26 protein-coding genes are annotated in these 25,880 nt (G+C 70.7%); 11 read left to right on the top strand and 15 right to left on the bottom strand.

Going from position 1 to position 25,880, the window contains the following annotated elements; translation table 11 throughout:
- The first annotated feature begins 10 nt into the window (after window positions 1-10).
- Window positions 11-1,057: an alpha/beta hydrolase gene (locus FB559_RS25315; protein WP_141958268.1), complete on the top strand. Its 1,047-nt coding sequence runs from the start codon at window positions 11-13 to the stop codon at window positions 1,055-1,057.
- On the opposite strand, the gene manA is transcribed toward FB559_RS25315, so the two are convergent.
- The 7 genes from manA to FB559_RS25280 all read right to left on the bottom strand — a co-directional run bounded on the left by manA (window position 1,047) and on the right by FB559_RS25280 (window position 8,939).
- Window positions 1,047-2,168 carry a mannose-6-phosphate isomerase, class I gene (gene manA, locus FB559_RS25310; protein ID WP_141958266.1) on the bottom strand — a complete coding sequence of 374 codons (1,122 nt, stop codon included), beginning with the start codon at window positions 2,166-2,168 and terminating at the stop codon, window positions 1,047-1,049. The genes FB559_RS25315 and manA overlap by 11 nt on opposite strands.
- A 1-nt stretch (window position 2,169) precedes the next feature.
- Complete coding sequence (locus tag FB559_RS25305; protein ID WP_246122022.1) at window positions 2,170-3,156, bottom strand: ROK family protein; 987 nt, start codon at window positions 3,154-3,156, stop codon at window positions 2,170-2,172.
- On the bottom strand, window positions 3,153-5,042 hold the full coding sequence (locus FB559_RS25300; RefSeq protein WP_221640182.1) for a glycoside hydrolase 5 family protein: 1,890 nt from the start codon (window positions 5,040-5,042) through the stop codon (window positions 3,153-3,155). Before FB559_RS25300 ends, FB559_RS25305 begins: the two co-directional genes overlap by 4 nt.
- A gap of 16 nt (window positions 5,043-5,058) precedes the next feature.
- On the bottom strand, window positions 5,059-5,901 hold the full coding sequence (locus tag FB559_RS25295; protein WP_141958264.1) for a carbohydrate ABC transporter permease: 843 nt from the start codon (window positions 5,899-5,901) through the stop codon (window positions 5,059-5,061).
- On the bottom strand, window positions 5,894-6,865 hold the full coding sequence (locus FB559_RS25290) for a carbohydrate ABC transporter permease (RefSeq protein ID WP_141958263.1): 972 nt from the start codon (window positions 6,863-6,865) through the stop codon (window positions 5,894-5,896). Before FB559_RS25290 ends, FB559_RS25295 begins: the two co-directional genes overlap by 8 nt.
- A complete protein-coding gene (locus FB559_RS25285) occupies window positions 6,862-8,175 on the bottom strand; it encodes an ABC transporter substrate-binding protein (RefSeq protein ID WP_221640181.1) in 1,314 nt (437 codons plus the stop codon). Before FB559_RS25285 ends, FB559_RS25290 begins: the two co-directional genes overlap by 4 nt.
- A 161-nt stretch (window positions 8,176-8,336) precedes the next feature.
- Window positions 8,337-8,939, bottom strand: coding sequence for a TetR/AcrR family transcriptional regulator (locus FB559_RS25280; RefSeq protein ID WP_141958261.1), 603 nt, complete (start codon window positions 8,937-8,939; stop codon window positions 8,337-8,339).
- 71 nt (window positions 8,940-9,010) lie between these two features.
- On the opposite strand from FB559_RS25280, the gene FB559_RS25275 reads away from it, so the two are divergent.
- Window positions 9,011-9,559, top strand: coding sequence for a GNAT family N-acetyltransferase (locus FB559_RS25275; protein WP_141958259.1), 549 nt, complete (start codon window positions 9,011-9,013; stop codon window positions 9,557-9,559).
- 4 nt (window positions 9,560-9,563) lie between these two features.
- Here FB559_RS25275 and FB559_RS25270 read toward each other — a convergent pair whose 3' ends face one another.
- Complete coding sequence (locus FB559_RS25270; RefSeq protein ID WP_141958258.1) at window positions 9,564-10,574, bottom strand: LacI family DNA-binding transcriptional regulator; 1,011 nt, start codon at window positions 10,572-10,574, stop codon at window positions 9,564-9,566.
- A 127-nt stretch (window positions 10,575-10,701) separates the two neighbouring features.
- Between FB559_RS25270 and FB559_RS25265 the strand changes: the two genes are divergently transcribed.
- Window positions 10,702-11,106 carry an NUDIX hydrolase gene (locus tag FB559_RS25265; protein WP_141958256.1) on the top strand — a complete coding sequence of 135 codons (405 nt, stop codon included), beginning with the start codon at window positions 10,702-10,704 and terminating at the stop codon, window positions 11,104-11,106.
- A 34-nt stretch (window positions 11,107-11,140) separates the two neighbouring features.
- Here the strand turns inward: FB559_RS25265 and FB559_RS25260 are convergent, their stop codons facing one another.
- Both FB559_RS25260 and FB559_RS25255 read right to left on the bottom strand, forming a co-directional pair.
- On the bottom strand, window positions 11,141-12,475 hold the full coding sequence (locus FB559_RS25260; RefSeq protein WP_141958254.1) for an MFS transporter: 1,335 nt from the start codon (window positions 12,473-12,475) through the stop codon (window positions 11,141-11,143).
- 122 nt (window positions 12,476-12,597) lie between these two features.
- A complete protein-coding gene (locus tag FB559_RS25255; RefSeq protein WP_141958252.1) occupies window positions 12,598-14,616 on the bottom strand; it encodes a HelD family protein in 2,019 nt (672 codons plus the stop codon).
- Window positions 14,617-14,753: 137 nt separating this feature from the next.
- Here FB559_RS25255 and FB559_RS25250 point away from each other — a divergent pair, with 137 nt between their 5' ends.
- Window positions 14,754-15,707: a quinone oxidoreductase family protein gene (locus tag FB559_RS25250; RefSeq protein WP_141958250.1), complete on the top strand. Its 954-nt coding sequence runs from the start codon at window positions 14,754-14,756 to the stop codon at window positions 15,705-15,707.
- A 9-nt stretch (window positions 15,708-15,716) separates the two neighbouring features.
- Here the strand turns inward: FB559_RS25250 and FB559_RS25245 are convergent, their stop codons facing one another.
- Window positions 15,717-16,835 (bottom strand): hypothetical protein, encoded by a 1,119-nt coding sequence (locus FB559_RS25245; RefSeq protein WP_141958248.1) that lies wholly within the window; start codon window positions 16,833-16,835, stop codon window positions 15,717-15,719.
- A 138-nt stretch (window positions 16,836-16,973) separates the two neighbouring features.
- Window positions 16,974-17,459 carry a hypothetical protein gene (locus tag FB559_RS25240; RefSeq protein WP_141958247.1) on the bottom strand — a complete coding sequence of 162 codons (486 nt, stop codon included), beginning with the start codon at window positions 17,457-17,459 and terminating at the stop codon, window positions 16,974-16,976.
- Window positions 17,460-17,789: 330 nt separating this feature from the next.
- Between FB559_RS25240 and FB559_RS25230 the strand changes: the two genes are divergently transcribed.
- Together FB559_RS25230 and FB559_RS25225 are read left to right on the top strand one after the other, a co-directional pair.
- A complete protein-coding gene (locus tag FB559_RS25230; RefSeq protein ID WP_185792639.1) occupies window positions 17,790-18,266 on the top strand; it encodes an LLM class oxidoreductase in 477 nt (158 codons plus the stop codon).
- Window positions 18,267-18,335: 69 nt separating this feature from the next.
- The gene (locus FB559_RS25225) at window positions 18,336-20,003 is read left to right on the top strand and encodes a serine/threonine-protein kinase (protein ID WP_141958243.1); all 1,668 of its coding nucleotides are present in this window, start codon (window positions 18,336-18,338) and stop codon (window positions 20,001-20,003) included.
- Between the two features lie 174 nt (window positions 20,004-20,177).
- On the opposite strand, the gene FB559_RS25220 is transcribed toward FB559_RS25225, so the two are convergent.
- Entirely contained in the window at window positions 20,178-20,534 is a 357-nt protein-coding gene (locus tag FB559_RS25220; protein WP_141958241.1) for an ATP-binding protein, read from the bottom strand.
- A gap of 224 nt (window positions 20,535-20,758) precedes the next feature.
- On the opposite strand from FB559_RS25220, the gene FB559_RS25215 reads away from it, so the two are divergent.
- The gene (locus FB559_RS25215; protein WP_141958239.1) at window positions 20,759-21,553 is read left to right on the top strand and encodes a GntR family transcriptional regulator; all 795 of its coding nucleotides are present in this window, start codon (window positions 20,759-20,761) and stop codon (window positions 21,551-21,553) included.
- Window position 21,554: 1 nt separating this feature from the next.
- On the opposite strand, the gene FB559_RS25210 is transcribed toward FB559_RS25215, so the two are convergent.
- Window positions 21,555-22,481, bottom strand: a complete 927-nt coding sequence (locus FB559_RS25210; RefSeq protein WP_141958237.1) for an alpha/beta hydrolase — start codon at window positions 22,479-22,481, stop codon at window positions 21,555-21,557.
- 330 nt (window positions 22,482-22,811) lie between these two features.
- Here FB559_RS25210 and FB559_RS25205 point away from each other — a divergent pair, with 330 nt between their 5' ends.
- From FB559_RS25205 to FB559_RS25190, 4 genes are all read left to right on the top strand, one after another.
- Entirely contained in the window at window positions 22,812-23,186 is a 375-nt protein-coding gene (locus FB559_RS25205) for a hypothetical protein (RefSeq protein WP_141958235.1), read from the top strand.
- Between the two features lie 183 nt (window positions 23,187-23,369).
- Window positions 23,370-23,801 (top strand): DUF6069 family protein, encoded by a 432-nt coding sequence (locus FB559_RS25200; protein ID WP_141958233.1) that lies wholly within the window; start codon window positions 23,370-23,372, stop codon window positions 23,799-23,801.
- Between the two features lie 16 nt (window positions 23,802-23,817).
- A complete protein-coding gene (locus FB559_RS25195; RefSeq protein ID WP_141958231.1) occupies window positions 23,818-24,168 on the top strand; it encodes a YciI family protein in 351 nt (116 codons plus the stop codon).
- Between the two features lie 6 nt (window positions 24,169-24,174).
- Window positions 24,175-25,377 (top strand): RNA polymerase sigma factor, encoded by a 1,203-nt coding sequence (locus FB559_RS25190; protein ID WP_141958229.1) that lies wholly within the window; start codon window positions 24,175-24,177, stop codon window positions 25,375-25,377.
- A 13-nt stretch (window positions 25,378-25,390) separates the two neighbouring features.
- On the opposite strand, the gene FB559_RS25185 is transcribed toward FB559_RS25190, so the two are convergent.
- Window positions 25,391-25,807, bottom strand: a complete 417-nt coding sequence (locus FB559_RS25185) for a nuclear transport factor 2 family protein (RefSeq protein ID WP_141958227.1) — start codon at window positions 25,805-25,807, stop codon at window positions 25,391-25,393.
- Window positions 25,808-25,880: the final 73 nt, after the last annotated feature.

Raw genomic sequence — 25,880 nt, 5'->3', positions numbered from 1 at the left:
AGGAGAACGCATGCTGCCCTGGTCGGCCCAGCTCGCCGGACGGATCGGCGAACACACGATCACGAGCGAGCTGCTGCGCGGCAACCCGCTGGGCGACCCGCACGAACGGCCGGTGGAGGTGTACGTCCCGCCGGGCTATGACGACGAGCCGGAGCGACGCTACCCGTCGGTCTACGTGATCCAGGGGTACACCGGCCACCTCCCCATGTGGCACAACCGGGCGCCGTGGCGGCAGCCGTTCCCCGAGCTGGCCGACCAGCTCTTCGCGCGCGGCGAGGCCCCGCCCGTGATCGTGGTCTACGTCGACGCGTGGACGTCGCTCGGCGGCAGCCAGTTCCTGGACTCCCCCGGCACCGGGCGCTACCACTCGTACCTGTGCGAGGAGGTCGTGCCGTGGGTCGACGCGCATTACCGGACCCTGGACGACCGCGACCATCGGGCGATCACCGGCAAGTCCAGCGGCGGATACGGCGCGATGATCACGCCGATGTTGCGCCCGGACGTCTTCGGCGCCCTGGCCACCCACGCCGGCGACGCCCTCTTCGACGTCTGCTACCGCACGGACTTCCCGAACGTCGCACGTGAGCTGCGCGACACCTACGGCGAGCCGGTCGACGCGGCGATGCAGACGTTCCTGGCCGACTTCCGCGGCCGGATCGCCGGCACCAAGAAGACCGACATGGGCTTCATCGAGCAGTACGGCTACGCGGCGTGCTACTCCGCCGACGAGGACGGGACCGTACACCAGCCCTTCGACGACACGGGACAGGTGATCCCGGAGGTCTGGGACCGCTGGCTGGCCTGGGACCCCGTACGCATGGCCGCACGCCCGGAGTACGCCGAGGCGCTCCGCTCGATGAAGGCGATCTGGATCGACGCGGGCACCCGGGATGAGTACTTCCTCGACTTCGGCGCCGTGGCGTTCCGGCGTGCGGTCGAGGCAGCGGGGGTGGCCGACGACTCCGTCTACTTCGAGCTGTTCGACGCCGGGCACGGCGCCATCGAGTACCGCTATCCGCTCGCCCTGGCGTGGCTCGCCGAGCGCATCAGTCCCTGACCTGCCCCGGCAGGCTCGCGCGGAAGACCGTGCCGGACCCGGACAGCTCGATCGGGCCGCCCCGGTGCCCGGCGAAGACGGCCTCGCCTCGGCTCAGCTCCGTCTCCCGGCCGTCGCGGCGCAGCCGCACGTCGCCGTCGGCGCACAGCAGCAGCTGCGGGCCGGCCGCCGGAAGCACGGGGCGCTGCCCGGCGTCGAGACGGGAGAGGCGGAACTCCGGCGCGGGCGTCACGTAGACGTCCTCGCCGGAGTGCCGCTCGGGCTCGACCACACCGGGCGGGCTCGGCTCGAACGACGCGACCGACAGGAGCTCGGGTACGTCGACGTGCTTGGGCGTGAGCCCGGCACGCAGCACGTTGTCCGAGCCGGCCATCAGCTCGACGCCGGTGCCGCTGAGGTAGGCGTGCGGCCGGCGCGGCGGCACGTACAGCGCCTGGCCCGGCACGAGACGCACCTCGTTCAGCAGCATCGCGACGATCACCCCCATGTCACCGGGGTCGCGCGCCGCGAGTGAGGCGTACGGCTCCGGCGCGACGGCACGGGCCTCGGTCACCACGTCCTTCGGGGACGGCCAGGTCAGCAGCGCCTCGACGGCGGCCTTCACGTCTCCCGCCTCGAGCAGGGCGGCCACCGGGCCCAGAGCGGGCACGCGGCCCAGCAGCTCGGCGCTCTCCCGCGGGTCGCGCAGACCGCACAGCGCGTGAAAGTCGCTCAGCGCGCAGAGGATCTCGGGCTTCGGCCAGGAGTCCTTGTAGTTGCGCGCCGGATCGCCGGCCGGAGCCCGCTCCGCCGCGAAGCCACGCTCGGCCTGTTCGCGGTCGGGGTGCACCTGCAGGGACAGCGGCTCGGCCACGGCGAGGACCTTCAGCAGGAACGGCAGCCGTGGCCCGAAGGCCGACACGGACGCGGACCCCAGCGCGGCCTCCGGGTCGGCCGCGATGAGGTCGCCCAGCGCCTGCCCGGAACGCAGCCGCGACGGCGCGGCGGGGTGGGCGCCGATCCACAGCTCGGCCTCGGGCCGCTCGGTGGGCGACGGCCGGCCGAGGAAGCCGGCGAGCACGGTATGCGATCCCCAGGCGTAGTTCTGGATGGGGTTGTCGAGTAGCTCCATGTCAGACCATTTCGGGATCGTGAACCAGGGCGGCGACGCCGAGGAGCCCCGCCTGTCCGTCGAGTTCGGACCGCACGACCTCGGCCCGCCGTACGAAGGCGAGCCCGGCGTAGGTGTCCAGCGCCTCGCGCAGTGGCGGCTCCAGGACGTCCCAGGCGCGAGCCACGCCGCCGCCGATCACCACGCGGTCCAGGTCACAGAGGGCCGCGGCGGACGCGATCCCGGCCGCCAGGGCACGCGCGGACCGCGCGAACGCGGCGATCGCGACCGGATGACCGTCGCGGGCCGCGGCGGCGAGCGTCCTGCCGTCGGGCGGGGAGGCGCTCCAGCCGTTGGCGAGCGCCCAGCGCACCATCGCGGGGCCGGAGGTGATCGTCTCGACGCAGCCGCGCGAGCCGCACGGGCAGGGGTCCCCGTCGAGGTCGACCACCGTGTGCCCGATGTGCCCGGCGTTGCCGGTACGCCCGGCGTACACCCGTCCGTCGAGGATCAGGCCGCCGCCGACGCCCGTCGACACGACCATGCCCAGCATCGCGCGTACGCCGCGGCCGGCGCCGTAGTGGTACTCCCCCACCGCGCCCGACACCGCGTCGTTCACCAGGACGACCGGCCGCCCGGCCAGCAGCTCGGCGAGGCGGTCACGGACCGGGAAGCCGCGCCACCCGGGGATGTTCACCGGGCTGACGGTGCCCGCGACCGCGTCGAGCGGACCGGCCGAGCCGATGCCCGCACCGGACACGTCCTCGCCGCCGATCGCCTCGGTGACGACGGAGGCGAGGGCGGCCCAGACCGCCTCGGCGTCACCGGAGGGCGTCGGGCGGGTCACGAGCGGGCCGAGGGTGCCGCCCGGCCGGACCGGGGCGGCGGCCAGCTTCGTGCCGCCGATGTCGACGGCGAGCACGCCCGGCCCGTTATGCCCTCTGGCCCCGGTGGCTCCGGTCGCCGGCTGAGCGGCCCCGGGCACCGCCGCCTCCCGTACATCTGTCAAGGTCGAAGCTCCAGCACGACCACACCATATGGCTCGATCACCACCTCCTCGTGCACCGGGCCGGAGGGTGTGATCTCGGGCGTGATCTTGAGCTCCGCGTCGGCCTGGCTGACGAGGACGGCGAACCGCGTCCCGTCGGCGCGCACGAGAACGTCCGCCGACACCCGCGGATCCGGGACGGTGACCGGGCGGCGCACCCCGGCGAGCCCGGCGAGCGCGTCGTAGAGCCGGTAGGCGGGGTCGGGGTTGACGCGTGGCGTGACCGCGGCCATGTGCTCCAGCGGATAGGTGCACAGGACGACCCAGCCGTCGCCGTGGCGGCGGCGCAGCACCGCGGGCCGCCCGTGCCCGTCCACCGCGACCACCTCGGCGGTGGTGGGCCGGACCGGCAGGTACGAGCGGCTGTGCTCGGTGCCGGCGGCGCGGAAGGCCAGGGTGGTGCCCTCGGTGAGCGGGCCGAGGTCGGCGGTGAAGGTCAGCTCGACGACGTCGTCCTCGATGGGGTCGGCCAGGCCGTACGTGAGCCGGTGCTCGACGCCGAACATGGCGTTCATGTGGGAGTACCAGGGACCGCGCTGCCAGCCGTGCGATCCCGCGCAGTAGGAGACGTACACCACGGCGCCGCCCGCGGCGAGCTCCTCCAGGCGGTACCAGCCCGGCCCGGTGAGCTGCTTGGCGGACGGGACCAGGTACAGCCGCGCGTCCGGTGCGATGCCGCCGGTCTCACGGGTGAGGCCGACCGGCAGGTCCGCCGCCCGCGCGGTCACGTACGCCTGCCGCAGCGCGCCGAAGACGTCGGTGCGGTCGGCGGCGTGGGTGAAGGAGAACCCCGTGTCCAGGATGGACGGCACGACGAGCGCGGTGTCGGTCTCGGCGCGCTCGCAGGCCGCCAGGTCGATCCGGGCGAGGGTCTCCCCGAACCGGCGCATCTCCTCCAGGGCCGGCTTCGGCGTCCCGTCGACCGTCGTGAGGCCGAAGTGCAGCTCGAACGGGTGATGGCTGTACGGCGGCTGGTCGACCAGGTCGAAGTCGGTGTTGTTCCAGCCGAGCCAGCCGGTCGCCCCGCCGAGCAGGCTGTTGTGCAGGACCTGCCGGTAGTAGTGCGCGGCGTTGTCGTCGGAGACGAAGTCCGAGGAGCAGCCGAACTCCTCCAGCACGACCGGGCGCCCGTACGTGCCGGCCAGCTCGCAGATGAACGCCGTGTTGTAGTGCTGACGGACCAGGTCGTTCTCCATCCGGTACACGTGCGGGCCGACGAAGTCGGTGACGGCGGCCAGGTCGCGTACGGAAAAACCGTTGTCCTCACCGGTCACCTCGACGCCCCAGGCGCCGTCGCCGATCGAGACGGGCTCCTTCGCCCCTCCTGCGCGCACCGCCTGGACCATCAGCCGGGCCCAGGCCGTCACCTGCTCGGTCGGCGCCTTGCCGCCGTAGATGGGCATCTCGTTGGTGATCAGCCAGCCCGCGACGGCCGGATGCCCGGTGTAGCGGCGGGTCATCTCCTCGGCGAACCACGCCTGCCGGTCCACCATCCACACGTCCGCGTAGAGGTCGCGGCCGTCGCGCCAGGCCGGATCCCAGTTCTCCCCGGACATGTGGCCGACGATGAAGGTCGGGATGGTCGCCATACCGCGTTCGGCGTGGGCCTCCAGGAAGTCGCCGTAGTGCCCGGCGAGCGTCTCGTCGATCCGGTCGGGCTCGGGCATGAAGTCGGGCCAGTAGTAGAAGGACCGCGTGGTGTTCAGCCCGTGCTCGCGCAGAACGTCGAGCTCCTCCCGTACGACGCGTGGGTCGTAGGAGCGCCACATCAGCGGCCCGCCGACGCGCGACCAGAAGTTGACGCCGAGCCACGCGGCTCCCGGCAGTTTGGCGAAGTTGCGATGCAAGAAGGTGCCTTTCGGATCAGGACTTGACGGCGCCCGCGGTCAGGCCGTGGACGAGGAAGCGCTGAAGTGCCAGGAAGCCGACCACCACCGGCAGGCTGATGACCAGCGAGGCGGCCATCACCTCGTTCCAGTAGACCTGCGCCTGGTTGGCGTACTCCCGCAGGCCGACCGCGAGGGTACGCGTCGACTGGTCGGTGAGCACCGAGGCGAACAGCACCTCGCCCCAGGCGGTCATGAACGCGTAGATCGCGACCGCGACGATGCCCGGCGCGGCGACGGGCAGGAGCACGCGGAACAGCGTCCGCATCGGTCCCGCCCCGTCCACCCGCGCGGCCTCGTCCAGCTCGCGCGGGATCGTGTCGAAGTAGCCGGCGATCAGCCAGATCGAGAACGGCAGCGCGAACGTGAGGTAGGTGATGATCAGCCCGAGCCGGCTCCCGTACAGCGTGATGCCGGTGTAGCGGTCGATGTTGACGAAGATCAGGAACAGCGGCAGCAGGAAGAGGATGCCCGGGAACATCTGCGTCGACAGCACGACCGTCATGAACGTGCCACGGCCGGCGAACCGGTAGCGGCTGACGGCGTAGCCGGTGAAGATCGCGATCGCCACCGAGCAGACCGTCGCGCAGGTCGCGACGACCAGGCTGTTGATGAAGTAGCGGCCCAGCGGCACCGTGTGCCACATGTCCACGAACGGGCGGAAGGTCACGTGCGAGGGGAACCAGGTGAAGGCGCCCTGGACGTCCTGCAACGGCTTGATCGACGAGACCACCATCACGTACAGCGGCACCACGGTGAAGACCGTCAGGAAGGTCAGCACGATCCGGCGCGCCCAGCGCACCGCCGACGACTCACGCATGACGGCTCCTCAAGCGGCCGGTGCCCAGGTAAACGAGCGTGACGACGAGCAGGACCGCCAGCAGCAGGACGGACATCGCCGAGCCCAGACCGAAGTTCCAGGTGATGAACGAGGCGTTGTAGATGTGGATGGAGATCATGTCCGCGTTGGCCGGGGGCTGGTTGAACAGGATGTAGGCGGTGTTGAAGTCGTTGAACGTCCACAGGAACAGCACGAGCAGCAGCACCCGGTTGACCGGGCGCAGCAGCGGCAGGGTCACCGACCGCAGTTTGCGGACGAACCCTGCGCCGTCGATCGCCGCCGCCTCGTACAGGTCGCCGGGCACGCTCTGCAGCCCCGCGGTGAGGGTGAGGAAGGCGAACGGCCACAGCCGCCAGATGTTGATGATCACCAGTGCGGCGAAGCTGTTGCCGCCCAACAGCCAGAACGGGTGGCCGTGGACCAGGTGCAGCTCGTCCGAGAGCACGTTGTTCACCATGCCGCTGTCGCGCTGGAACATGAACCGCCAGGTGATGACCGCGGTGAAGACCGGCAGCGCGTACGGGACCAGGAACAGGGTGCGCAGGGTCGCGCGGCCGCGGAACGGCTTTTGGAGGAACACGGCGGCGGCGAGCCCGAACACCCAGGCGCCGGCCACGACCAGGACCGTGACGGCGGCCGTGATGAGGAACGAGTGCAGCAGGTCCTTGCCGACCGGGCCGTGAGTGTCCATCGCGACGCGGTAGTTGGTCAGGCCGCCGTACGGCGCCGCCGTCCAGTTGCGGATGAAGAACTGGGTCAGGTGCAGCAGGCTCATCCACACCCCGACGAGCATCGGGATGATGTGAATGGCGAGCTCGGCGATGAGCGCCGGCACCAGGAGGACGTAGGGCAGCAGGTTCCGGGTGGGCCGGCGTCGCCGTCGGCGGGGCCCCCCGGGGGCGCGCGCGGGCGCGTCCCCGGGAGCGGTGATGGTGTCGCTCATCCGCCGGTTTGCATCTTCTTGTTCGCGGCGGTCAGCGCGTTCTTGATCGTCTGATCGTCGACGGTCTTGCCCGAGGCCGCGTCGGCGATGAGCTGCTTGACCGTGTTACCGACCAGGGTCTCGAACTGCGCCTCTTCCGGGATCATCGGCAGGGTCTCGGCGGAGTTCGCGAGGATGTCCTTGAAGGTCTTGATCTCCGGCGTCTGGAACTTCGGGTCGTTGTACGCCTGCGGCACGACGGGCAGCGGGCCGAGCTGGGTGTCGAGGATCTTCTGCTCGTCGGGGCTGGTGAGGAAGTCGACCAGCTTGAGGGCGCCGTCCTTGTTCTTGGTGTTCTTGAACACCCCGATGTTGATGCCGGCGACGTGGCTGCTGACCTTGCGCCCACCTGGCGGCAGCGGGTTGATCACCGGGATCGGAACGACGCCGAACTCGCCCTCTTTCATGCCGTTCTCCGCCAGGCCCTTGGGGGCGTAGCTCTGGATCATCATCATCGCCGCCCTGCCCTTGGCGAAGTCCTTGAGCATGTCGGAGTCGTTGACGTATTCGGCGTTGCTCGGGTTGACGACCTTCTGCCCGGCCATCAGGTCGACGTACTGCTTCACGCCGGCCACCATCTGCGGGGAGTCGAAGCCGGGCTGCCCGCCCTGGAAGAGCTTCGCGCCGTTCTGCGCGCCGAACATGAACGCGAAGTGTGAGCCCTCGGTGTAGCTCGCGCCCTCCATGACGACGCCGTACTGCTTCTTGGCGGGGATCGTCAGCTTCTTCGCGTCGGTGACCAGGTCCTGCCAGGTCTGCGGCGGCTTGAGGCCCGCGTCGGCGAACAGCTTCTTGTTGTAGAAGAGCCCGTACGCCAGGCCGTAGAGGGGCACGAACGCCGGGGGCTTGCCGGCCGCCCCGGTCGAGGTGAGCGTCGAGGGGATGAACTTCGCCTTGCCGCCGACCTTGGCGATGGTCGCGTCGTCGAACGGCTGGAACGCGCCGGTGGCCTGGAGCGAGGCGGACCAGGTGTTGCCGACGTTGACGACATCGGGCCCCGCCCCGCTGGAGGTCGCGGCGAGGATCCGGTTGAGCAGGTCCGGCCAGCCGATCACCTCGAGCTTGACCTTGATGCCGGTCTTGGCCTCGAACTTCTTCAGCTCCGGCCCGAGCACCTGCTGGTCCTGCTGGATGCTGCGCCCCTGGTTGCTCGCCCAGTAGGTCAGCGTCTTCGGCGACGACTTGTCGCTCCCGCCGCCGCTCCCGCAGGCGGCCAACCCCGCTGCGAGCATCACACTCGCCGCCAGTGCCGCGATTCCGCGTGCCTTCACCTTGTGTCTCCCATCAACGGTCAGTCGTGAGGCCGCCCCCGGCCGAGCGCGGACCTGACCTGGACTCCACAGGTGGGATCCGGACCGTTCCGCGTTCCGGTTAGTGCATGGGACCACTAAACCGGTTTAGCGTCAACAGTCCGTCACCGAATCGAACCATTTCAGTCGAGAGCGGTCAAGCTTCCGAACGCCGCGAGAAAGGTGTCCACGAGGCGTGCCTGCAGGTCCGGGGGGAAGTCATCGGGGGCGAACAGCGCCTGCACGACGAGCCCGTGGGCGAACGCGGCGGCGGCCGCGGCCAGTTCACCCGGATCGGCCGGGGCCGGCAGTCGCCCGGCGCGCTGCGCGGCCTCGATGTGGCGGCTCAGCCGCTCACGCCAGCGTTCGTAGCGCGCCTTCTGCCGGGCGGCCAGGGCGTCGTCGCCGAGCGCCCCGTCCCAGAAGCTCACCCACACGCGGCTCATCGCCGTCGTCTCCGGCGTGAGCGGCAGCACGTCCAGCAGCGCGGCGCGCAGCGCCTCCATGCCCTCGTCCGCCGGGACCCGCCGGTCGCGCTCGTCGGTGCGCTCCTCGGCGATCTCCAGGGCGTGGCGGACCAGGGCGCGTTTCGTCGGGAAGTAGTGGGTGAGCAGCCCGGTCGAGGCGCCCATCTCCGTCGCGACGGCGCGCAGGGTCAGGCCGCCGAAGCCGCGGGCGGCGAGGACGCTCCAGACGGCCACGGACACGTCGCGCCGCCGGGCATCGTGGTCACCGGGGGCCGGCATGCGGGTACCTCCTTCTGTCGTCGTGGGCTACGGTACATAACAAACGTTCGGTACGGATCGGAGATCGTCGGATGTTCGCGCACCCTCTCGCCGAAGACGCGGAACTGCGGCCACTAGAGCCGTGGCACGCGGATGAGTTCGCCGCCCACGCCGACCGCTCGCGCGCCCATCTGGCGCCCTGGCTGCCGTGGGTGGAGATCGTCGACGACGTGGACAGCGCGCGGCGGTGGCTCCAGACCTACGCCGACCGGCAGGCGCGGGACGAGGGCCGGCTCTACGGGATCTGGGTCGGCGGCGTGCTGTCCGGAGGCACGCTGTTCCGCGTCTTCGACACCCGGGCCGGCATGTGCGAGCTGGGTGTCTGGCTCGCCCCCGAGGCGGAGGGCCGCGGGCTGGTCACGCGGGCGGCCCGGCACATGATCGACTGGGCGGTCGGCGAGCGCGGCATGACGCGCGTGGAGTGGCGCACGATACCGGCCAACGAGCGCAGCATGGCGGTCGCCCGGCGACTCGGGATGACGCGCGAGGGCGTGCTGCGCGCGTCGTTCCCGCTCGGCGGCACCCTTCACGACACGGTGGTCTGGGCCCTGCTCGCCGACGAGTGGAACAAGGGCGGCTGAGGCGTCACCGGGCCGGTCCGGTGCTGCCGCGCGGCGACAGGACCGCCGTCGCGTGACACTCGCTCTCCACGGGCCGGCCGGTGGCCAGGTCGGCCAGGCGGCGGGCCACCTCCGCGCCGTACCCGGCGATGTCCAGGCCGACCGCGGTCAGCGGCGGATGCACGAGCCGGCAGAGCATCGAGTCGTCCCACGCGACGATGGACAGCCGGTCGGGCACGCGGATGCCCATCTCGGCCGCCACGCCCAGGCCCGCGACGGCCATGACGTCGTTGTCGTACATGATCGCTGTCGGTGGCGCGGAGGAGGCCAGCAGCCGTCGTGTCATCCGCGCGCCCGCGTCGCCGGTGTAGTCGGTGGTGCCGCCCGACGGGGTCACGCCGAGTTCGCGCGCCGCCTCCTGGAAGACCTCCTCGCGCATGACGGAGTGCCAGAGCCCGGGCAGCCCGGCCACCCGCGCGATGCGCCGATGTCCCAGCGCGACCAGGTACTCCATCACCGAACGCACCGGCGCGCACTCGTCGTTCCAGAGTCCCGGCAGATCACCGATGCCCTGCGGGCCGCCCACGACGATCGCCGGCATGCCGAGCTCGGCGAGGACCTTGGTGCGCTCGTCGTCCACGGCCAGGTCGACGACGAAGACACCGTCCACCCGGCGCTCGGCCCACCAGCGGCGGTAGGTCGCCTGCTGGGCGCCCTTGTCCTCGGTGACCTGGAGGAGCAGGGCGATGTCGCGGCTCGACAGCTCGCTCTCGATGCCGGAGATGAGCTGCATGAAGTAGGGCTCGATGCCCAGGGTGCGGGCCGGCCGGTCCACGACGAGGCCCAGCACGCCCGCGTGCCCGCCGGACAGGGCGCGCGCCGTACGGCTCGGCTGCCAGCCCATCTCCTTGGCGATCTCCAGGATGCGGGTCCGGGTCGCGTCCGACACGCCGGGGCGGCCGTTCAGCGCGAACGAGACCGTGCTCTTGGTGACACCCGCCCGCCGGGCGATGTCCGCGATCGTCGGACGCTTCATTCGACCCCAAACCCCGACTTTACTTAACCGGTTTTGCGAAGAGATCTCACTTTAGCCGTTGACCGGTCCGGATGCTCCGCCGGCACTGTGAGATGCGCTGCGGCGATCGCCGGGGCATCCTGTCCGCATGCGGGTGCGCTGTGTCGGAGCGATCGTCCATGACGCCGGGGGCCGCCTCCTGGTCATCCGCCGGGGACATCCGCCCGGCGAGGGCCTGTGGTCGCTGCCGGGCGGCCGGGTCGAGGCGGGTGAGTCCGACGCCGAGGCCGTCGTACGCGAGCTCGCCGAGGAGACCGGATTGCGGGTCGAGGCGGGGCGGCTGGTCGGCCGGGTCGAACGCCCCGGGCCGGGCGGGCTGACCTATGACATCCATGACTACGCGGCGACGGTCACCGGCGGGACGCTGGCCGCCGGCGACGACGCGAGTGACGCCCGATGGACGGCTCCGGAGGAGCTGCGTGGCCTGCCGACGACCGACGGCCTGCTCGAAGCGCTGGCGGACTGGGGCGTACTTCCCTCAGGCAGCGGATGAGGGTGGCCCCTCGCGGGACCACCCTCGCCACTCCTTACACGTACGCGGCCTCGTCGGCGATGTCGACCTGCGCCCGGTCGGGCAGCAGGGCGAGCGCCGTCAGTGTGATCAAGGAGGCCAGGACCATCACCGCCGAGATCGCCCACCAGCCGAAGTCGTGCAGCAGCCAGGTCGCGAGCAGCGGTGCCGGGCCTCCGGCGAACACCGAGGAGAGCTGGTAGCCGATGCCCGCACCGCCGTAACGGAGCTTGGTCGGGAACACCTCGGCGATGAGCGAGGCCTGCGGCCCGTACTGGATGGCATGCGGTATCGCGGCGACCATCACGGTAAGGAAGACGACGATGCCGACTTCGGTGTTGAGCAGGGCGAAGTAGGGGAACGCGACGATCGCCAGCGCGATCGACCCGATCGCGTAGACGCGCTTGCGGCCGAGTGTGTCGCTGAGGTTCCCGAACACCGGGATGAGGATCAGCTCCAGCGCGGCGGCCGCGGCGATCGCGTTCAGAGCGAAGGTCTTGGTCTGGCCGGCGTCCTCCACGATGTAGGTCAGCGCGAACGTCGTGAGGATGTAGAAGGGCATCTGCTCGGAGGCCCGCACCAGGGCGCTGAGCACGATCTCCTTCGGGTGGTGCCTGATGACGTCGGCCACCGGCACCTTCGCGACCTTCTTCTGCTCGACCACCTCGGCGAACAGCGGCGACTCCAGGACGCGGAGCCGTACCCAGAGCCCGATCCCGACGAGTACGAGGCTGAACAGGAACGGGATGCGCCAACCCCAGTCCTTGAACGCGTCCCCGCTCGTCCTGGCCAGCAGCGACATCGCCACGGTGCCGAGGAGGAGGCCGATCGGCACGCCGATCTGCGGCCAGCTCGCCATCAGCCCGCGCCGTTTCTTGTTGCCCCACTCCATGGAGAGCAGGACCGAGCCGCTCCATTCCCCGCCGACCGCGATGCCCTGCAGGATGCGCAGCACGACGAGGATGATCGGGGCCGCGATGCCGATCGAGTCGGTCCCGGGCAGCACGCCGATGAGCGCGCTCGCGACCCCCATCAGCAGGAGGGTGACGATGAGCGTGGCCTTGCGGCCGAGCCGGTCACCCCAGTGCCCGAAGATCGCGGCACCGATCGGCCGGGCGCCGAAGCCCACGGCGTAGGTCGCGAAAGAGGCCAGAGTTCCGGCGTAGTGCGTGGATGAGGGGAAGAAGACATCCGGGAAGACGACGGCCGCCGCGGTCCCGAAAAGGAAGTAGTCGTACCACTCGATCGAGGTGCCCACCACGCTGGCGATCGACGCCATGCGTATCTGTTTCCCTCGCTCCTTTTCGTCGACCGTTCGTGCGCGCCGTGCCTCGCCTGGCTCCAGGACCATGGATTCCTCCTGTCGCCCCCGATTTCGGTAATGCGGGACGTTACCCCCGTTTTGGGCTACAGAAAAGAAGCCGAGCTAACCAATAGTGTCGAATGTGGTGTGGGCTTCCCACACACCCGCGCTCAGCGCAGCGTGGCCGGCAGGTCGCGTGCGTGCAGGACGGTCAGCTGCGACACCGCGCGGGTCAGGACGACGTAGAGCCTGCGCAGACCGGGTGATCGTCCGTCGGCGGCCGGCCCCGCCTCGGCGTCGACGATCGCGGCGGGCTCGACGACGATGACCTGGTCGAACTCCAGTCCCTTGGCCTGGGTGGCGGGGGTGACGACGAGCCGTGAACCGGCGAAGCCCTCGGCCAGCGGCACGTGCTCCGGGCCCTCCTCCGACAGCAGCGCGAGCAGGGCGGGTACGGTCGCGTCGGCCGCGATGAGCCCGACCGATCCCTCCCGCGCGAGGGCCTCACGGCAGGCACGCGCGACCTCGGCGTCAAGGTCGGTGACAGGGCGCATGTCAAGCGAACCGGGCGCGGATCGTACGGACGTGGGGGGCTTCAGATCGGGCGCGATGGAGGGTAGTAGCCGGCTCGCGAAGTCGATGATCTGCCGCGGCACGCGGTATCCGCGGTCCAGCACGGTCCGCTCGGCGTCGGGCTTGCCGAGATGGCGCAGGAGAGTCGCCCAGTCGCCGACCGCCCACGGCGTCGTGCCCTGCGCGATGTCACCCAGAACGGTGGCCGACCCGGTCTCGCACCGGCGCCCGATCGCCCGGCACTCCATCGCCGACAGGTCCTGTGCCTCGTCCAGGACGACGTGGCCGAGGCTCGGCGTGCGGTTGATGAGGTCGGCCGCCTCGTCCACGAGGACCGCGTCGGCGCGGGACCAGCGTGCCGACTTCGGGCCCTTCGCGGGCTTGGCCCACAGCAGCGCCGCCTGCTCCGCGGCGTCGAGCAGCCCGTCGGCCGCCTCGGCGAGAAAGCCGGCGTCGGACAGCAGGCGCATCACGACGCGTACCGGGTCGAGCGCGGGCCAGGCCAGGTCGACCATCGCCTTGACCGGACGGGTGCGGCGCACCGCCTCGTGCGTACGGTCGTCGCACGCCTCACCTGCCGACTCGATCCGGACGAGGATGGCGTGGGCGATGCGGTGGGAGAGCAGGTCGCGGCCGGCGCCGTACCTGACGCCGCGTTCGCGGAGCTCTTCCGCCATCTCGGCGATCTCGTACGCGGGGACGCGCCAGCGGCGGGTGCCGCGGGGCAGTACGAGTGCCTCGCCGGGCTCGCGCAGGTGGCTCCAGATCGCGCGGCGCAGCACCTCGGCCATCCGTGCGTCGCCCTTGGTCCGTGCGGCGGCGGGCTCGTCGCGCACCCTGACCGGGACCGCCTCCAGCAGCCCTTCGAGGGTCCGCTGCCTGACGTCGATCTCGCCGAGCGCGGGCAGCACGCCGCGGATGTAGTCCAGGAACGACGCGCTCGGGCCGATCACGAGCACGCCGCCGCGGCGCATCCGCTCGCGGTGCGCGTACAGCAGGTAGGCCACGCGGTGCAGGCCGACCGCGGTCTTGCCGGTGCCGGGCGCGCCCTGCACGCACAGCGTGTGGTCGGCGTCGGCACGGACGATGTCGTCCTGCTCGGGCTGGATCGTGGCGACGATGTCGCGCATCGGGCCGACGCGCGGGCGCTCGATCTCGTCGATCAGGATCCGCGACTCCGCCGGGGCGGTGAAGTCCTCATCCTCCAGCGCGGTGAGCTCCCCGCTGGAGTAGCCGAACCTGCGCCGCAGCGCCAGGCCCATCGGGTCGGCCGTGCTCGCCCGGTAGAAGGGCCGCGACATCGGCGCCCGCCAGTCGATGACCAGCGGCTCGCCGTCGTCGTCGTGCACGTGACGGCGCCCGACGTACAGGCGCTCCTCGTGGTGGTCCAGCCGGCCGAAGAACAGCGCCGTCGTGGGGTCGTCGCGCAGCGCCTCCGCCCGCTTGCCGAGCTCGAACCTGAGCACCTGCTCCGACACCGGGTCGCCGCCGGCCGCCGACGCGTCGAGACTGAGCACGTTCTGCCGCATCCGGTCGAGTGCCGTACGCGAGCGGCGCAGGTACGCGCGTTCGGCCGCGATCTCCGCGTCGGTGTCCTCGACGTCCTGGGCAGGCATGACGGAACCCCTCGGGTCGGTGTGGGAGCGCGAAATCGCTAACTTAGTACGGAGCGGCGCCCGGCTCACCCCAATTTCCGTCCGCACCGGGTGCGCTATCGTTCGATCTTGGTCGAACCCTCGCTTCAGGAGGTCACATGCGCGCGATCGTCGTCACCGAGTTCGGCGGGCCTGAGGTGCTCCGGCCCGCAGAAACCGAAGACCCGAGTCCGGGGCCCGGTGAGATCGCCATCGACGTCGCGGCGAGCGGCGTCAACTACCGCGACGTGTACGAGCGCACCGGCGCGTACCCCAAGGACCTGCCGTTCATCCCCGGCGGCGAGGTCGCGGGCCGGGTCAGCGCCGTGGGCGAGGGCGTGTCCGACGTGCGGGTCGGTGACGTGGTCGCCACGTCCGCCGTGAACGGCGGCTACGCCGAGCGGGCCGTCGTCGCGGCCGACTACGCGGTCCCGGCCGGCGACGCCGGCCCGGAGAAGGCCGCGGCGGTGATCCTGCAGGGGCTGACCGCGCACTACCTGACCCACTCGACGTACGCCATCAAACCGGGCGACACCGCGCTGGTGCACGCCGCCGCCGGTGGCGTGGGCCTGCTGCTCACACAGCTGGTCAAGCTGCGCGGTGGCCGCGTGATCGGCACGGTCTCGACGGCGGACAAGGAGAAGCTCGCCCGCGACGCCGGCGCCGACGAAGTGGTGCGCTACGACAACTTCGCCGAGGAGGTCCGCCGCCTCACCGGAGGTGTGCAGGTCGTCTACGACGGCGTCGGCAAGACGACCTTCGACGACAGCATGTCCGTGCTGCGTCCCCGCGGGATGCTGGCGCTGTACGGCGCGGCCAGCGGCCCGGTGCCGCCGGTGGACCCGCAGCGGCTCAACGCGGCCGGTTCGCTCTTCCTGACGCGGCCCACGCTCGTCCACTACATCGCCGACCGCGAGGAGCTGCTCTGGCGCTCCCGCGACCTGTTCGACTGGATCGCATCGGGCGACCTCACCGTGCACATCGGCGGCCGCTACCCGCTCGACGACGCCCGGCGGGCGCACGAGGACCTCGAAGCGCGCCGCACGACCGGAAAACTGCTCCTCATCCCCTGACCGCGACGCTCAAAAGTCGCGGTCCGCGTCGAACCAGCTCAGCGCCCGGTCTTTGCTGATCTTCGCGCGGGCCGCCAGCAGGATGACCGCCTCGCCCGCGTCCTCGCGTTCGAGCGCGTCGATGCCCGGCAGCTCGTTGATCGCGTGGACGAACGCGCGAATGCCCTTCTCAGGGTCATCGGCGGCTTCGGCGGCACGGAACGCCTTGGTCGCGCGCCGGGCGCTCGCGGCCGGCCAGGCGCCGAACGGCAGAGCCTGGTCCCGCTCGAACCACCCGGCAGCCCGGAGGCCGGCCACGGACGCCTGCGGCAACGGGTGGTCCTTGAGCTGTTGCCGCAGGTCCCGGCCTGCGGCGGCGTCGATGTTGGAGGCCTCGAAGTCGCGCAGCTCCGGCCAGGTGGTCAGTGCGGGCAGGCCGGTCAGGTCGGGGCAGTCGACCAGTTGCACCCGCCGCAGGTGGGACAGCTCGGCGAGTGCCTTGAGGTTGGTGAGCCGGCCGGACAGCCGCACCATGGTGAGCTGCGGGAACTGCAGCAGGCTCGCGCAGTCGAAGGGCTGCCGCAGCGGTTTGACGCCGACATAGACCGAGGTGGCCTCGCCGAGGGCGGGCAGCGGCGGCAGCTCCGAGGGCGCGGCGTCACGGGAGGTGCTGGTGTCGGGGTAGAAGTACAGGTGCGGGCATGTGCCGCCGGGCGCCGTCTCGGCCCGCAGCCGCGACAGGTCACCTTTCGCGGTGAAGGTACTCGCCGCCGGCGGCAGCACGATCTTCAGCCCCGCGCCACGCAGTGTGACGGTGAGATGATCGATACGAGCCACGCCGGCGTCGGCGGTCACGAGGGTCGTCGGGACCCAGTGGAACTGCTCGATCCGGCGCCGGTGGGACCAGGCGAGAAACCCGACGTCGTTGCCCTGGTAGCGGAGTTCCCGCGGCCAGTGATAGCCGGCGGACCGGGGGAACGCGTCGAAGGCGGTCCAGTCGAGCACGTCATCGGGTCCGACGACCACATCCGGCTCGGCCGCACCGGGCACGACCGGCCCGATGCTGAGGCTGCCTTGTCCGGGCGGGACTTCGATCAGGTGGCTCGCGGGCCCAGTCAGTGATAGCTGGATGTTTTCAGGTCTTACCATCCCACCATCATGGGTGATGGCCGCCCGCGACCGAACATTACGCGGCAATCGAGACACGTGCCGGCCCGCCTTCGGCCCGTGGCAGGGACTGAACACGCCTTGAGAGCCTGCTGTGACGGGGCTGAACGACCGGGCCGGTCATCGAAGTCGCCACAGGTCCTCGCTCACGCGGACCCCGGGCAGCCCCGGAACCGGCGCCGTGACCGCGTCGAGCACGTACCGGTCGTCTTCCTCGTCCATCGCGGCCCGGAGGCGCGTGCCGTCGGCCAGGATCACCGTCCACAGTCCGGGCGGTTCGGTGTCGCCGTACAGCACGTACGCGCCGAAGTGAGCCGCGAAGCGTTCGGCGAACTCCCGGCGGCCGACCCGGTCGGCCAGCCGGCCCTCGATGCCGACGCCGAAACCCATCGCGAAGTGGCCGGAGACCTGCCGGTAGGTGCAGAACGCGGCGAACACCCGGTCCTGCGGGACGTCCTTCAGCTTCTCGACGAGTCGATCTTCATGGCCGACGAACAGCTCACGCTCGGCGATCTCAAAGCAGTCGAGCAGGAACGTCCGCAGCTCGGCCTCCGGGACCCGGCACGACGACAGGCCGTCGTAGCCCGTGGCCTTCGTCTCCGTCACGCCGCCACCCTAGGCCGGCATCCCGCAGGACCACGGGCCACGTCAGACACGCCCCAGGTGCGCCTGCGCGTACCTGCGGAAGGCCGTGACGAGACGGCCGTGATCGCCGGCGCGGGTGGCCAGTACGACGTGACAGGGCTCGACGCCCTCCAGCGGGATCGTGGTGAGGTCGGGACCTCGTAGAGGACCGTGACGTGCAGGTGGTCGGTGGGAAACGGCAGCCGTGCCACCACCGCGTCCACACGATGGTCCAGCAGAGCGGCGCGTGGTTCGTTCCAGGCCAGGTGCAGGGTGCGCGCCGCGGCTTGGCCGGCGGAACGGAGTACGGCCGTGGCGAGCGGGAGGAAAGGCTGGGGGTGGGCCACCCGCAGCAGGCGGCCGGCACCGGGCGGGAGCTCGGCAGCCCGCTGGCCCGCCGTGCTGCCTCCGGAGTTCACCGCGCACGCCAGGCAGGTGCTCGGCCCGGACAAGCTGCTGGTCAGGGGGCTGTCCGTCATCCTGGACACCGACCGCGAACGGGCCAGGGCGACCGCGCGTGAGACCGTGTCGGCCCGCCTCTGGCAGCCGTCGTACGCGGCCGCCCTGACCCGGCTGGGGTACTCCCGGCAGGACATCGCCGAGGTGAGCGACCGGCTGGTGGACGCGGTCGTCGCCCACGGTAACCCGGTCGCGATCGCGGACAAGGTGGCCGAGCATCTCGCCACGGGCGCGGATCACGTGACGCTGCTGCCGCCGATCGGCACCGATTTCGCCGCCGGTGTGGACCAGTTGGAACACCTCGCCCCGGCGCTGGTCGACATCGGTTGATCAATTACGGAACCATGCGGGTCGTCCCACTAGTCTGAGCCTTCGTTGACACAGGAGGGTCGGACGGTTGTGACCGGTAATCACGTGATCGGCCCGTTGCGGCCCAGCGATCCGCAGCAGCTCGGGGCCTACCGGATCGTCGGCCGCCTCGGGCGTGGCGGAATGGGAATCGTCTATCTCGCCGAGAACGAGGGTGGCGAGCGGGCCGCGGTCAAGGTGATCAGCCCGGATCTGGCCGACGACGAGATGTTCCGCGACCGGTTCCGTCGTGAGGTCGAGTCGGCCCGGCGGGTCCGGAGGTTCTGCACCGCGCCGGTGCTCGACGCGCAGCTCGACGGCGAGCCGCTGTTCATCGTCACGGAATTCGTCGACGGCGCCGACCTCGATGAGTTCGTGACCACCAGCGGGCCGATGCGCGGGTCCAACCTGGAGCATCTGGCCGTGGGCGTCGCGACGGCCCTGACCGCCATCCACGGCGCCGGGGTGATCCACCGCGACCTCAAGCCCGCGAACGTCCTGCTGTCATCCGTCGGGCCCCGCGTGATCGACTTCGGCATCGCCCGCGCTCTGGACACGGTCTCCGGCGCGACGCGTACGGGGCAGTTCATCGGCACCCCGGCCTACATGGCGCCCGAGCTGATCTCGGGAGACACGGCGTCGCCCGCCTCCGACGTCTTCGCCTGGGCCTGCGTCGTCGCCTTCGCCGGGACCGGCCGGGCGGCGTTCGACGGGCCGACCGTGCCCTCCGTGCTCTACCAGATCTCCCACGGCGAGCCGGCCTTGGACGGGCTGGACGAGGGCCTGCGGGACCTCGTCGCCCGCTCGCTGGACAAGGACCCGGCCAAACGCCCGTCCGCGCAGGAACTGCTCGACCTGCTCACCGGACGGCCCCACGCGAAGCCCGCCGAGGCCGCCGACACGGTCGGCCGCACCTGGGCCGTGCCGAGCGGCCGGTGGACGACACCGGACGCGCCGCCCACGCAGGCCCTGCCGCCAGGCCCCGCCCGCGACCGGCGCGGCGGCGGGCCGCCGGCCGCGTTCCGGAGGCCGCCGGTGCTCGCCGCCGCCGGACTCGCCGTCGTGCTGGTCGTCGGCGTCAGCGCGTTCCTGCTGTTGCGCGGCCCTGGCGGCCCGCCGAGCAAGACCACCACGCTCTTCTCCGACGACTTCTCCAACACCAGCAGCGGCTGGTCCGGGTCGACCTGGATCTCCGGCAGCGGGTACTCCCAAGGTGGCTACCGCATCGACGCGGGCGACATCACGCCCGTGCGGTGGCAGAAGGCCCCGATCGTGGGAAACGTGCCGGACCGCACCCTGATCAGCACCGACGCGACGGTCAAGGCCGGCCCGCCGTACGGCCAGGTCGCGGTGTACTGCCGCGGTAACGGGAGCGGCAGCCAGTCCTCCTCCTACGACTTCCTCGTACGGGCCGACGGGCAGGGCGCGTTGATCCGCAAGGAGGCCGGGGCGAAGGGGTCGACGGAGCTCGCGCGGAAGCCGTCCGCCGCCGGGTTCGACAAGGGGAAGAAGAACCGTCTTCAGGCCGCGTGCGAGCAGGACGGCGGCAAGATCCGCCTGCGCTTCTGGATCAACGGCGACCTCGCCGCGGAGGCGACCGACCGGGACGGTCCGCTGCCGGCCGGCAACGTCGGCCTGATGGCCAGGTTGGACAACGGCGGAAGCGGCGGCAACACGCAGGCGCTCTTCGACAACTTCGACGTGTCCTCGATCGGCTGACATGGTGTCCGCCCGGGGGGCGACCCCCGGACCCCCGACGTGGGGGCTCCGCCCGCACGCCCCCAGCGGGCCGGGGTCGGAGGGCGGCGTTCAGGTTCGTCTCAGCGGCGTTACTCGAAGACCGGCTCGTAAGCGGTGGTGGGTAGCGCCTGATCGTCGGGTCCTGCGTTGCCCTCACAGCTCGAACCAGTAGGTGAGGCCGCTCTCGTCGGCATTGAAGCCGCAGCGGGCGGAGAGCTGCCGCAGCAGGAACACACCGCGCCTGTCCTCCCGCAGGTCGCAGCCGCCATGAATGGTGGGGACCGTGGCCGCGCCGCCGTCGGTGATCTCTAATCGCAGGCCGGTGGGGATCTCGATGACCACGACCGTGACGGTCGGGCCGTCGGTGTGGATCACGGAGTTGGTGACCGCCTCGCTGGTCAGCAGCAGTGCGGTGGCGGTCTCGGGACGGTCGCCCAGCGTCTTGGCCACGAACCTGCGCGCCGACGCGACCTCGGCGGCGCGACGCGGAAGAGTGATCGAGCCGAGCACGGACCCGCCGGCGGGCCCACGGGCGGGCGTAGTCCGGTCACGGTGGCCTGTTTCGCCTATATCACGACCATCGGCATGGCCGAACGCTGTTTCGCGCATGGCTGTAAACCCTCTCGGGGGCGGCTTTAGGGGGCATAAAGCAACTATGCTGTGAGCATACGACCACAATGTGTGACCATGCAACAGGGGGTCGAGTTCGTCTCGAACATCGGAGTGCCGACGCAGTGAACCTCAATACCCTCCATGAGATCGCCACGATCGCCGACCCGATCGAGCGCGCCTGCGCGCTGGGCCGGGCCATGACCGAGCAACAGAGCCTGGTCGAGGAGGCGGCCCGGATGCGGCGCCAGGCGATCGCCGAGGCCCGCGAGACCGGCCACCGGCTCGAAGAGATCGCCAACGTCCTGGGCGTGTCCCCCGGGCGCATCTCCCAGATGCGCAAGGGGCCGGCGTCCCGCGCTCCGCAGTCACCGGCCGAGCCGAGACCGCAGGTCATCGTGCACCGCGCGCTGCCCAGCGCGACCAGCATGAACGGGCCGGTCACCGCGGCCGAGAGACAGGGCCTGCGCCCCGGCATCCGCATGCTCTACGTCGGCGCCGAGCCGTCCAGCGAGCACGTCGCGACGTGCCTGCGCATCCAGACCGGCGACGAGGTCGTGGTCCGCCGGCGCATGATCTTCGCGGACGAGGTGCCCGTACGCCTGGTCACGTCCTACTTTCGCGCCGACCTGTTCGCCGGCACCTGCGTCGAGCGGCAGGAGCTGATCAAGCCCTCGATGCAGGAGTGCCTGGAAAGCCTGGGTCACACGTTCGGACATGCCGAGGAGACCCTGGTGGCCCGGCCGGCCACGCGTTCGGAGACCGACGCCCTCGAGCTCGAGCCGGGCGAGTGGGCCGTTCAGGTGCTGCGGGCCTCCTACTCCGGCGACGACACCCCCGTGCACATGTCGGAGTCGGTCTGCGCCGCGAGCCGGCACATCTTCACCGTCAGCCAGGCGGCCGGACCACGAGAGTTCTGACTCACATGTAGGCCGTCATCCAGCGGTCCAGCTCCGTGAAGAACTTCTTCCGTACCGGCTCCGCGGACAGCGCCAGGTCGTGCAGGCCACCGTCGACGCGCACGCAGGTCACGTGGGGACCCAGCCGCGTCGACCACCGTGCGATGTCGTCGACGTCGAGTACGACGTCGGCGCCGTTCACGTCGCCGTTCTTGCCCCGTGCGGTACGGGCCGAGGCCATCACCAGGACGGGCACGTCGATCGCCAGCCCGGTGTGCGTCTGCCGGTGTGCCCGCATGACCGCCGACAGCCAGCCCAGGCGTACCGGGAACCCTCTCGCCGGCTTCCAGGCCAGGTCGAAGTCCCACTCGCCGTCATGGTCGCGGTGGATGCTCCGCACGTACGACTCCGACACCCCGGTGGGGAACACCATGGTCGGACGTACCTTGGCCGCGGCGCGTACGAGCGGCCCGACGAGCGCACGCACGGGCGCCGGGACGTTCAGCTCCAGGAACGGGCTGTTGAGGAACAGCCCGTCGACCAGTCCCTGGCCCTTGACCCGGTCCGCCCACAGAGCCGCGATCAGACCGCCGGTCGAGTGCCCGTTGAGGAGCAGTACGTCGTTCTCCTCGCGGATGAGGCGCACCGCCTCGTCGATCTCCGGGAAGTAGTCCGACATGCTGCGCGCGAAGTTCGGGGTCTGGTGCGGCAGCAGCGAACGGCCGTACTTGCGCAGGTCGAGCGCGTAGAAGCTGTATCCGCGTTCGACGTAGAAGTCGGCGAGGTGGGCCTGGAAGAAGTAGTCGACGAAGCCGTGGACGTACAGCACGGCCTTGCGCCCCGGCGCGCGCCGCCGCACCAGCGTCGCCACGACCTCGCCTTCGGCGTCGTCCTCGAAGGTCAGGCGGATCGACTCGTAGTCCGCGCCCAGAACATCCTGTTCGTCCATGGCGGATCAGCGTACGGGCACGACCCGCTCCAGCACCACGAGGGGGATGACGCGGCCGGCGCCTCGTGGCGCCCTTTGCCCGTCTCGGCCACCGGGCAGCCGGTGTTATTCGATCCGTGAAATGGTCGCGATTCGCGACCTCCCACCCATGTCGGGCACAAAGGCTTTCGTTACCCGCCGCTCCGGCACTGGGACGTTTCGAAATTCTCCGTAGGGTTCGATCGCGGTCTCGGCCACGCGGTAACGTCCGGGCGAAACAAGGGCTCGCACGGCAAATCCCGCACAACCGTGCGCGGTTTGTCACGCCCACAACCGGAGGGAATCACCGGCATGCACAATCGCCTCGGAAAAGCTCTTACCTGCGCCACCGTGGTCGCTTCCACGATCGGATTGTTCGCGGTCCCCGCCCAGGCCGCGTCGGCGGTCAAGGCGCCCATGGCGTCTCCCGCCCGCCCCATGTACTTTTCTTATGGCTGTGACGCTGGGCGCGCCTGTCTGAGGCTCAGGGCCAGCGTGGCCAACCCCTGGTGGAACGTGGAACACTGCGGCGACAACCCGATCCACGACTATTACGATTACACCATCGCCAACGGCAATGGATTCTCTGTTTACTACCAGAATGGCACATGGGACTACACCGCGCCGTGGACGCAGCGGACGCTGGACAACACCAACCTGGCCACCATGGTGCACGTGTACTGCTGAGGATCGCTCATGTGACGGCTCGGGGATCACGGGGGTGATGCCGGAGGTCTTGTCGCCTCGGACCCGGTCGGGGCGCGTACGTCTTCTGATTTTTTTCGTGGTGGTGTCGAATGGGGCCGGGTCCGTTCGTAGCCAAGGTGAGAGGCCGGCAACGGGCCGGTCGCCGCTCACCGGAGGCTCACCATGTCCGTCACCACCACCCCGACCGCCACCACGACGACCGCCACCGCCACCGCCGCCCCTGCCAAGTCGCTGATCGCCGGTGGCCTGACCGCGGCGGCCCTCGCCGCCGCGGCGACCGCGACCCTGGCCGCGGTGGGTAAGGCCGCGGGGATCAGCCTGGTCGTCGGCGGCGGGCCGATCCCGGTGTCCGGGTTCGCCGTACTGACCGTCATCTTCTCCACGGTCGGCCTGGCCCTGGCCCTGATCCTGGCCCGTACGGTCCACCGCCCGCGCACCGTCTTCGTCCGCACCACGATCACCCTCACCGCGCTGTCACTGATACCCGACCTGGCCGCGGACGCAGCCGGAGCCACCAAGATGCTGCTCATGTCAACGCATCTGCTCGCCGCCGCGATCGTCATCCCGGCCATCACCCGCCGCCTGTCCGCCTGACCCCAGGGAGTTCGCCATGAAGCAGTACCTGCTCGCCGTCCAGTACGACGAAAGCGCGCCGTGGCCGGCCGAGGCGGATCGGGCGCAGCGGGGCCGTACGACCAAGGTCAACGACGAGATACGGGCCGCCGGTTCGTGGGTGTTCGGCGGCGGCCTGCTGCCCTCCTCCGCCACCACGGTCGTCCGCCCCGGCGACGGGACGACCACGATGACCGACGGCCCGTTCGCCGAGACGAAGGAGCAGCTCGGCGGGTTCTGGGTGATCCGGTGCGAGGACCTGGACCAGGCGCTGGCCTGGGCCGACAAATGCGCACTGGCCTGCGGGTCCCCGATCGAGGTACGCCCGTTCGACGACGAAGGGGAATGAGCACGGATGGATCTGGACGGCGTCTACCGGACCGAGTACGGCCGGTGCGTGGCCACGCTGACGCGTCTCCTCGGTGACATCGGGCTCGCCGAGGAGGCCGTACAGGACGCGTTCGCGGTGGCCCTCCAGAAATGGGACGAGACGCCGCCCAATCCCGGTGCATGGATCGTGACCACCGCCCGCAACCGGGCGATCGACCGCCTGCGCCGCGAATCCACCCGCCAGGCCCGCCACGCGCAGGCCCTGCTGCTGCAGCAACCCGACGAGCCGCAGGAGGTAGGACCCGTGCGCGACGACCAGCTCCGCATGATCTTCACCTGCTGCCATCCGGCGCTGTCGCCGCTCGCGCAGACCGCGCTCACCCTGCGCCTGCTCGGCGGGCTGGAGGTGACGGAGATCGCGCGGGCCTACCTGGTGCCGGAGGCGACCGTATCCCAGCGGATCGTCCGGGCGAAGAAGAAGATCCGCGACGCCGGTATCCCCTACCGGGTGCCCGACGCCGCCGAGCTCCCCGATCGGCTGACACCGGTGCTCACCGTGCTCTACCTGATCTTCAACGAGGGATACACGTCCACGTCGGGCGAGCTGCTGCGGACGGACCTGTGCCGGGAGGCCGTACGCCTGGCGCGGGCGCTCGCCGAGCTGATGCCCGACGAGCCGGAGGTGCTCGGGCTGCTGGCCCTGCTCCTGCTCACCGAAGCCCGGCGGCCCGCGCGGGTGGGGCCATCGGGGGAACTCGTGGTGCTCCCGGAGCAGGACCGGTCGCTGTGGGACCGGGAACTGATCGCGCAAGGGCATGAGCTGGTACGGCGGTGCCTGCGCCGCGACCGACCGGGGCCGTACCAGTTGCAGGCCGCGATCAACGCCGTGCACACGGACGGGCCGGCCACCGACTGGGCGCAGGTGCTGGCGCTCTACGACCAGTTGTTGCGGCACACCCCGTCCCCGATCGTGGCGCTCAACCGCGCGGTCGCCGTCGCCGAGGTACACGGACCGGCGCCGGCGCTGGCCATCGTCGATGAGCTGGACCTGCCGGGCTACCACCTGCTGCCCGCCACCCGCGCGGACCTGCTCATCCGCCTCGGCCGTACCGCCGATGCCGTCGCCGCCTACGACGAGGCGATCGCCCTGGCCACGAACGACACCGAACGAACCTTCCTGGAGACGCGGCGGGCGCGCCTGACGCCGTCCGACGCGCGCCCCACCTGAAGGGATCGCCTTACTAGGCGTTCCCGGCGCTTGCCAGGGCTTCGGCCAGTACCAGTGGGTTGAGGTAGTCGCGGTACGAGACGACCAGGCCGTCCCTGATCCGGAGTACGGCGATGATGGTCTGGTGCAAGGGCGCGCCTGAGGCGATCACGGTGCCGTGGGCGTCGTACTCGACGATCACCACCTCCGGGTCGGTGGTCTCGTGGATCACCGTGTTGCGGTACTCCTCGAACCTGACGAAGCCCTTGGCCTGGGCGGTCAGGAACTCCCGGATCCGCTCGCGGCCCTCGATGCGGCCCGGGACGCCGGCCGGCCGGTACGGCCACTCGATGTGACCGTCCGGGTCGATCAGGTTCACGAACGTTTCGGTGTCCATCTCGCGGCCCGCGCGCAGGACCTGCTCGACGACTTCGCGTGCCGTGGCGGTCATCGCCACTCCCCTTTTCGTTGAACGCTCGTTGATTGAACGACCGTAGAACGAAGGAGAGCGTCGGTCAACGGCC

It is taken from the genome of Actinoallomurus bryophytorum, assembly GCF_006716425.1.
In the GTDB taxonomy this organism is placed as follows: Bacteria; Actinomycetota; Actinomycetes; order Streptosporangiales; family Streptosporangiaceae; genus Actinoallomurus; species Actinoallomurus bryophytorum.
Note: the sequence above shows the minus strand (reverse complement) of the source record. Positions and strands in the feature narration are given on the sequence as shown.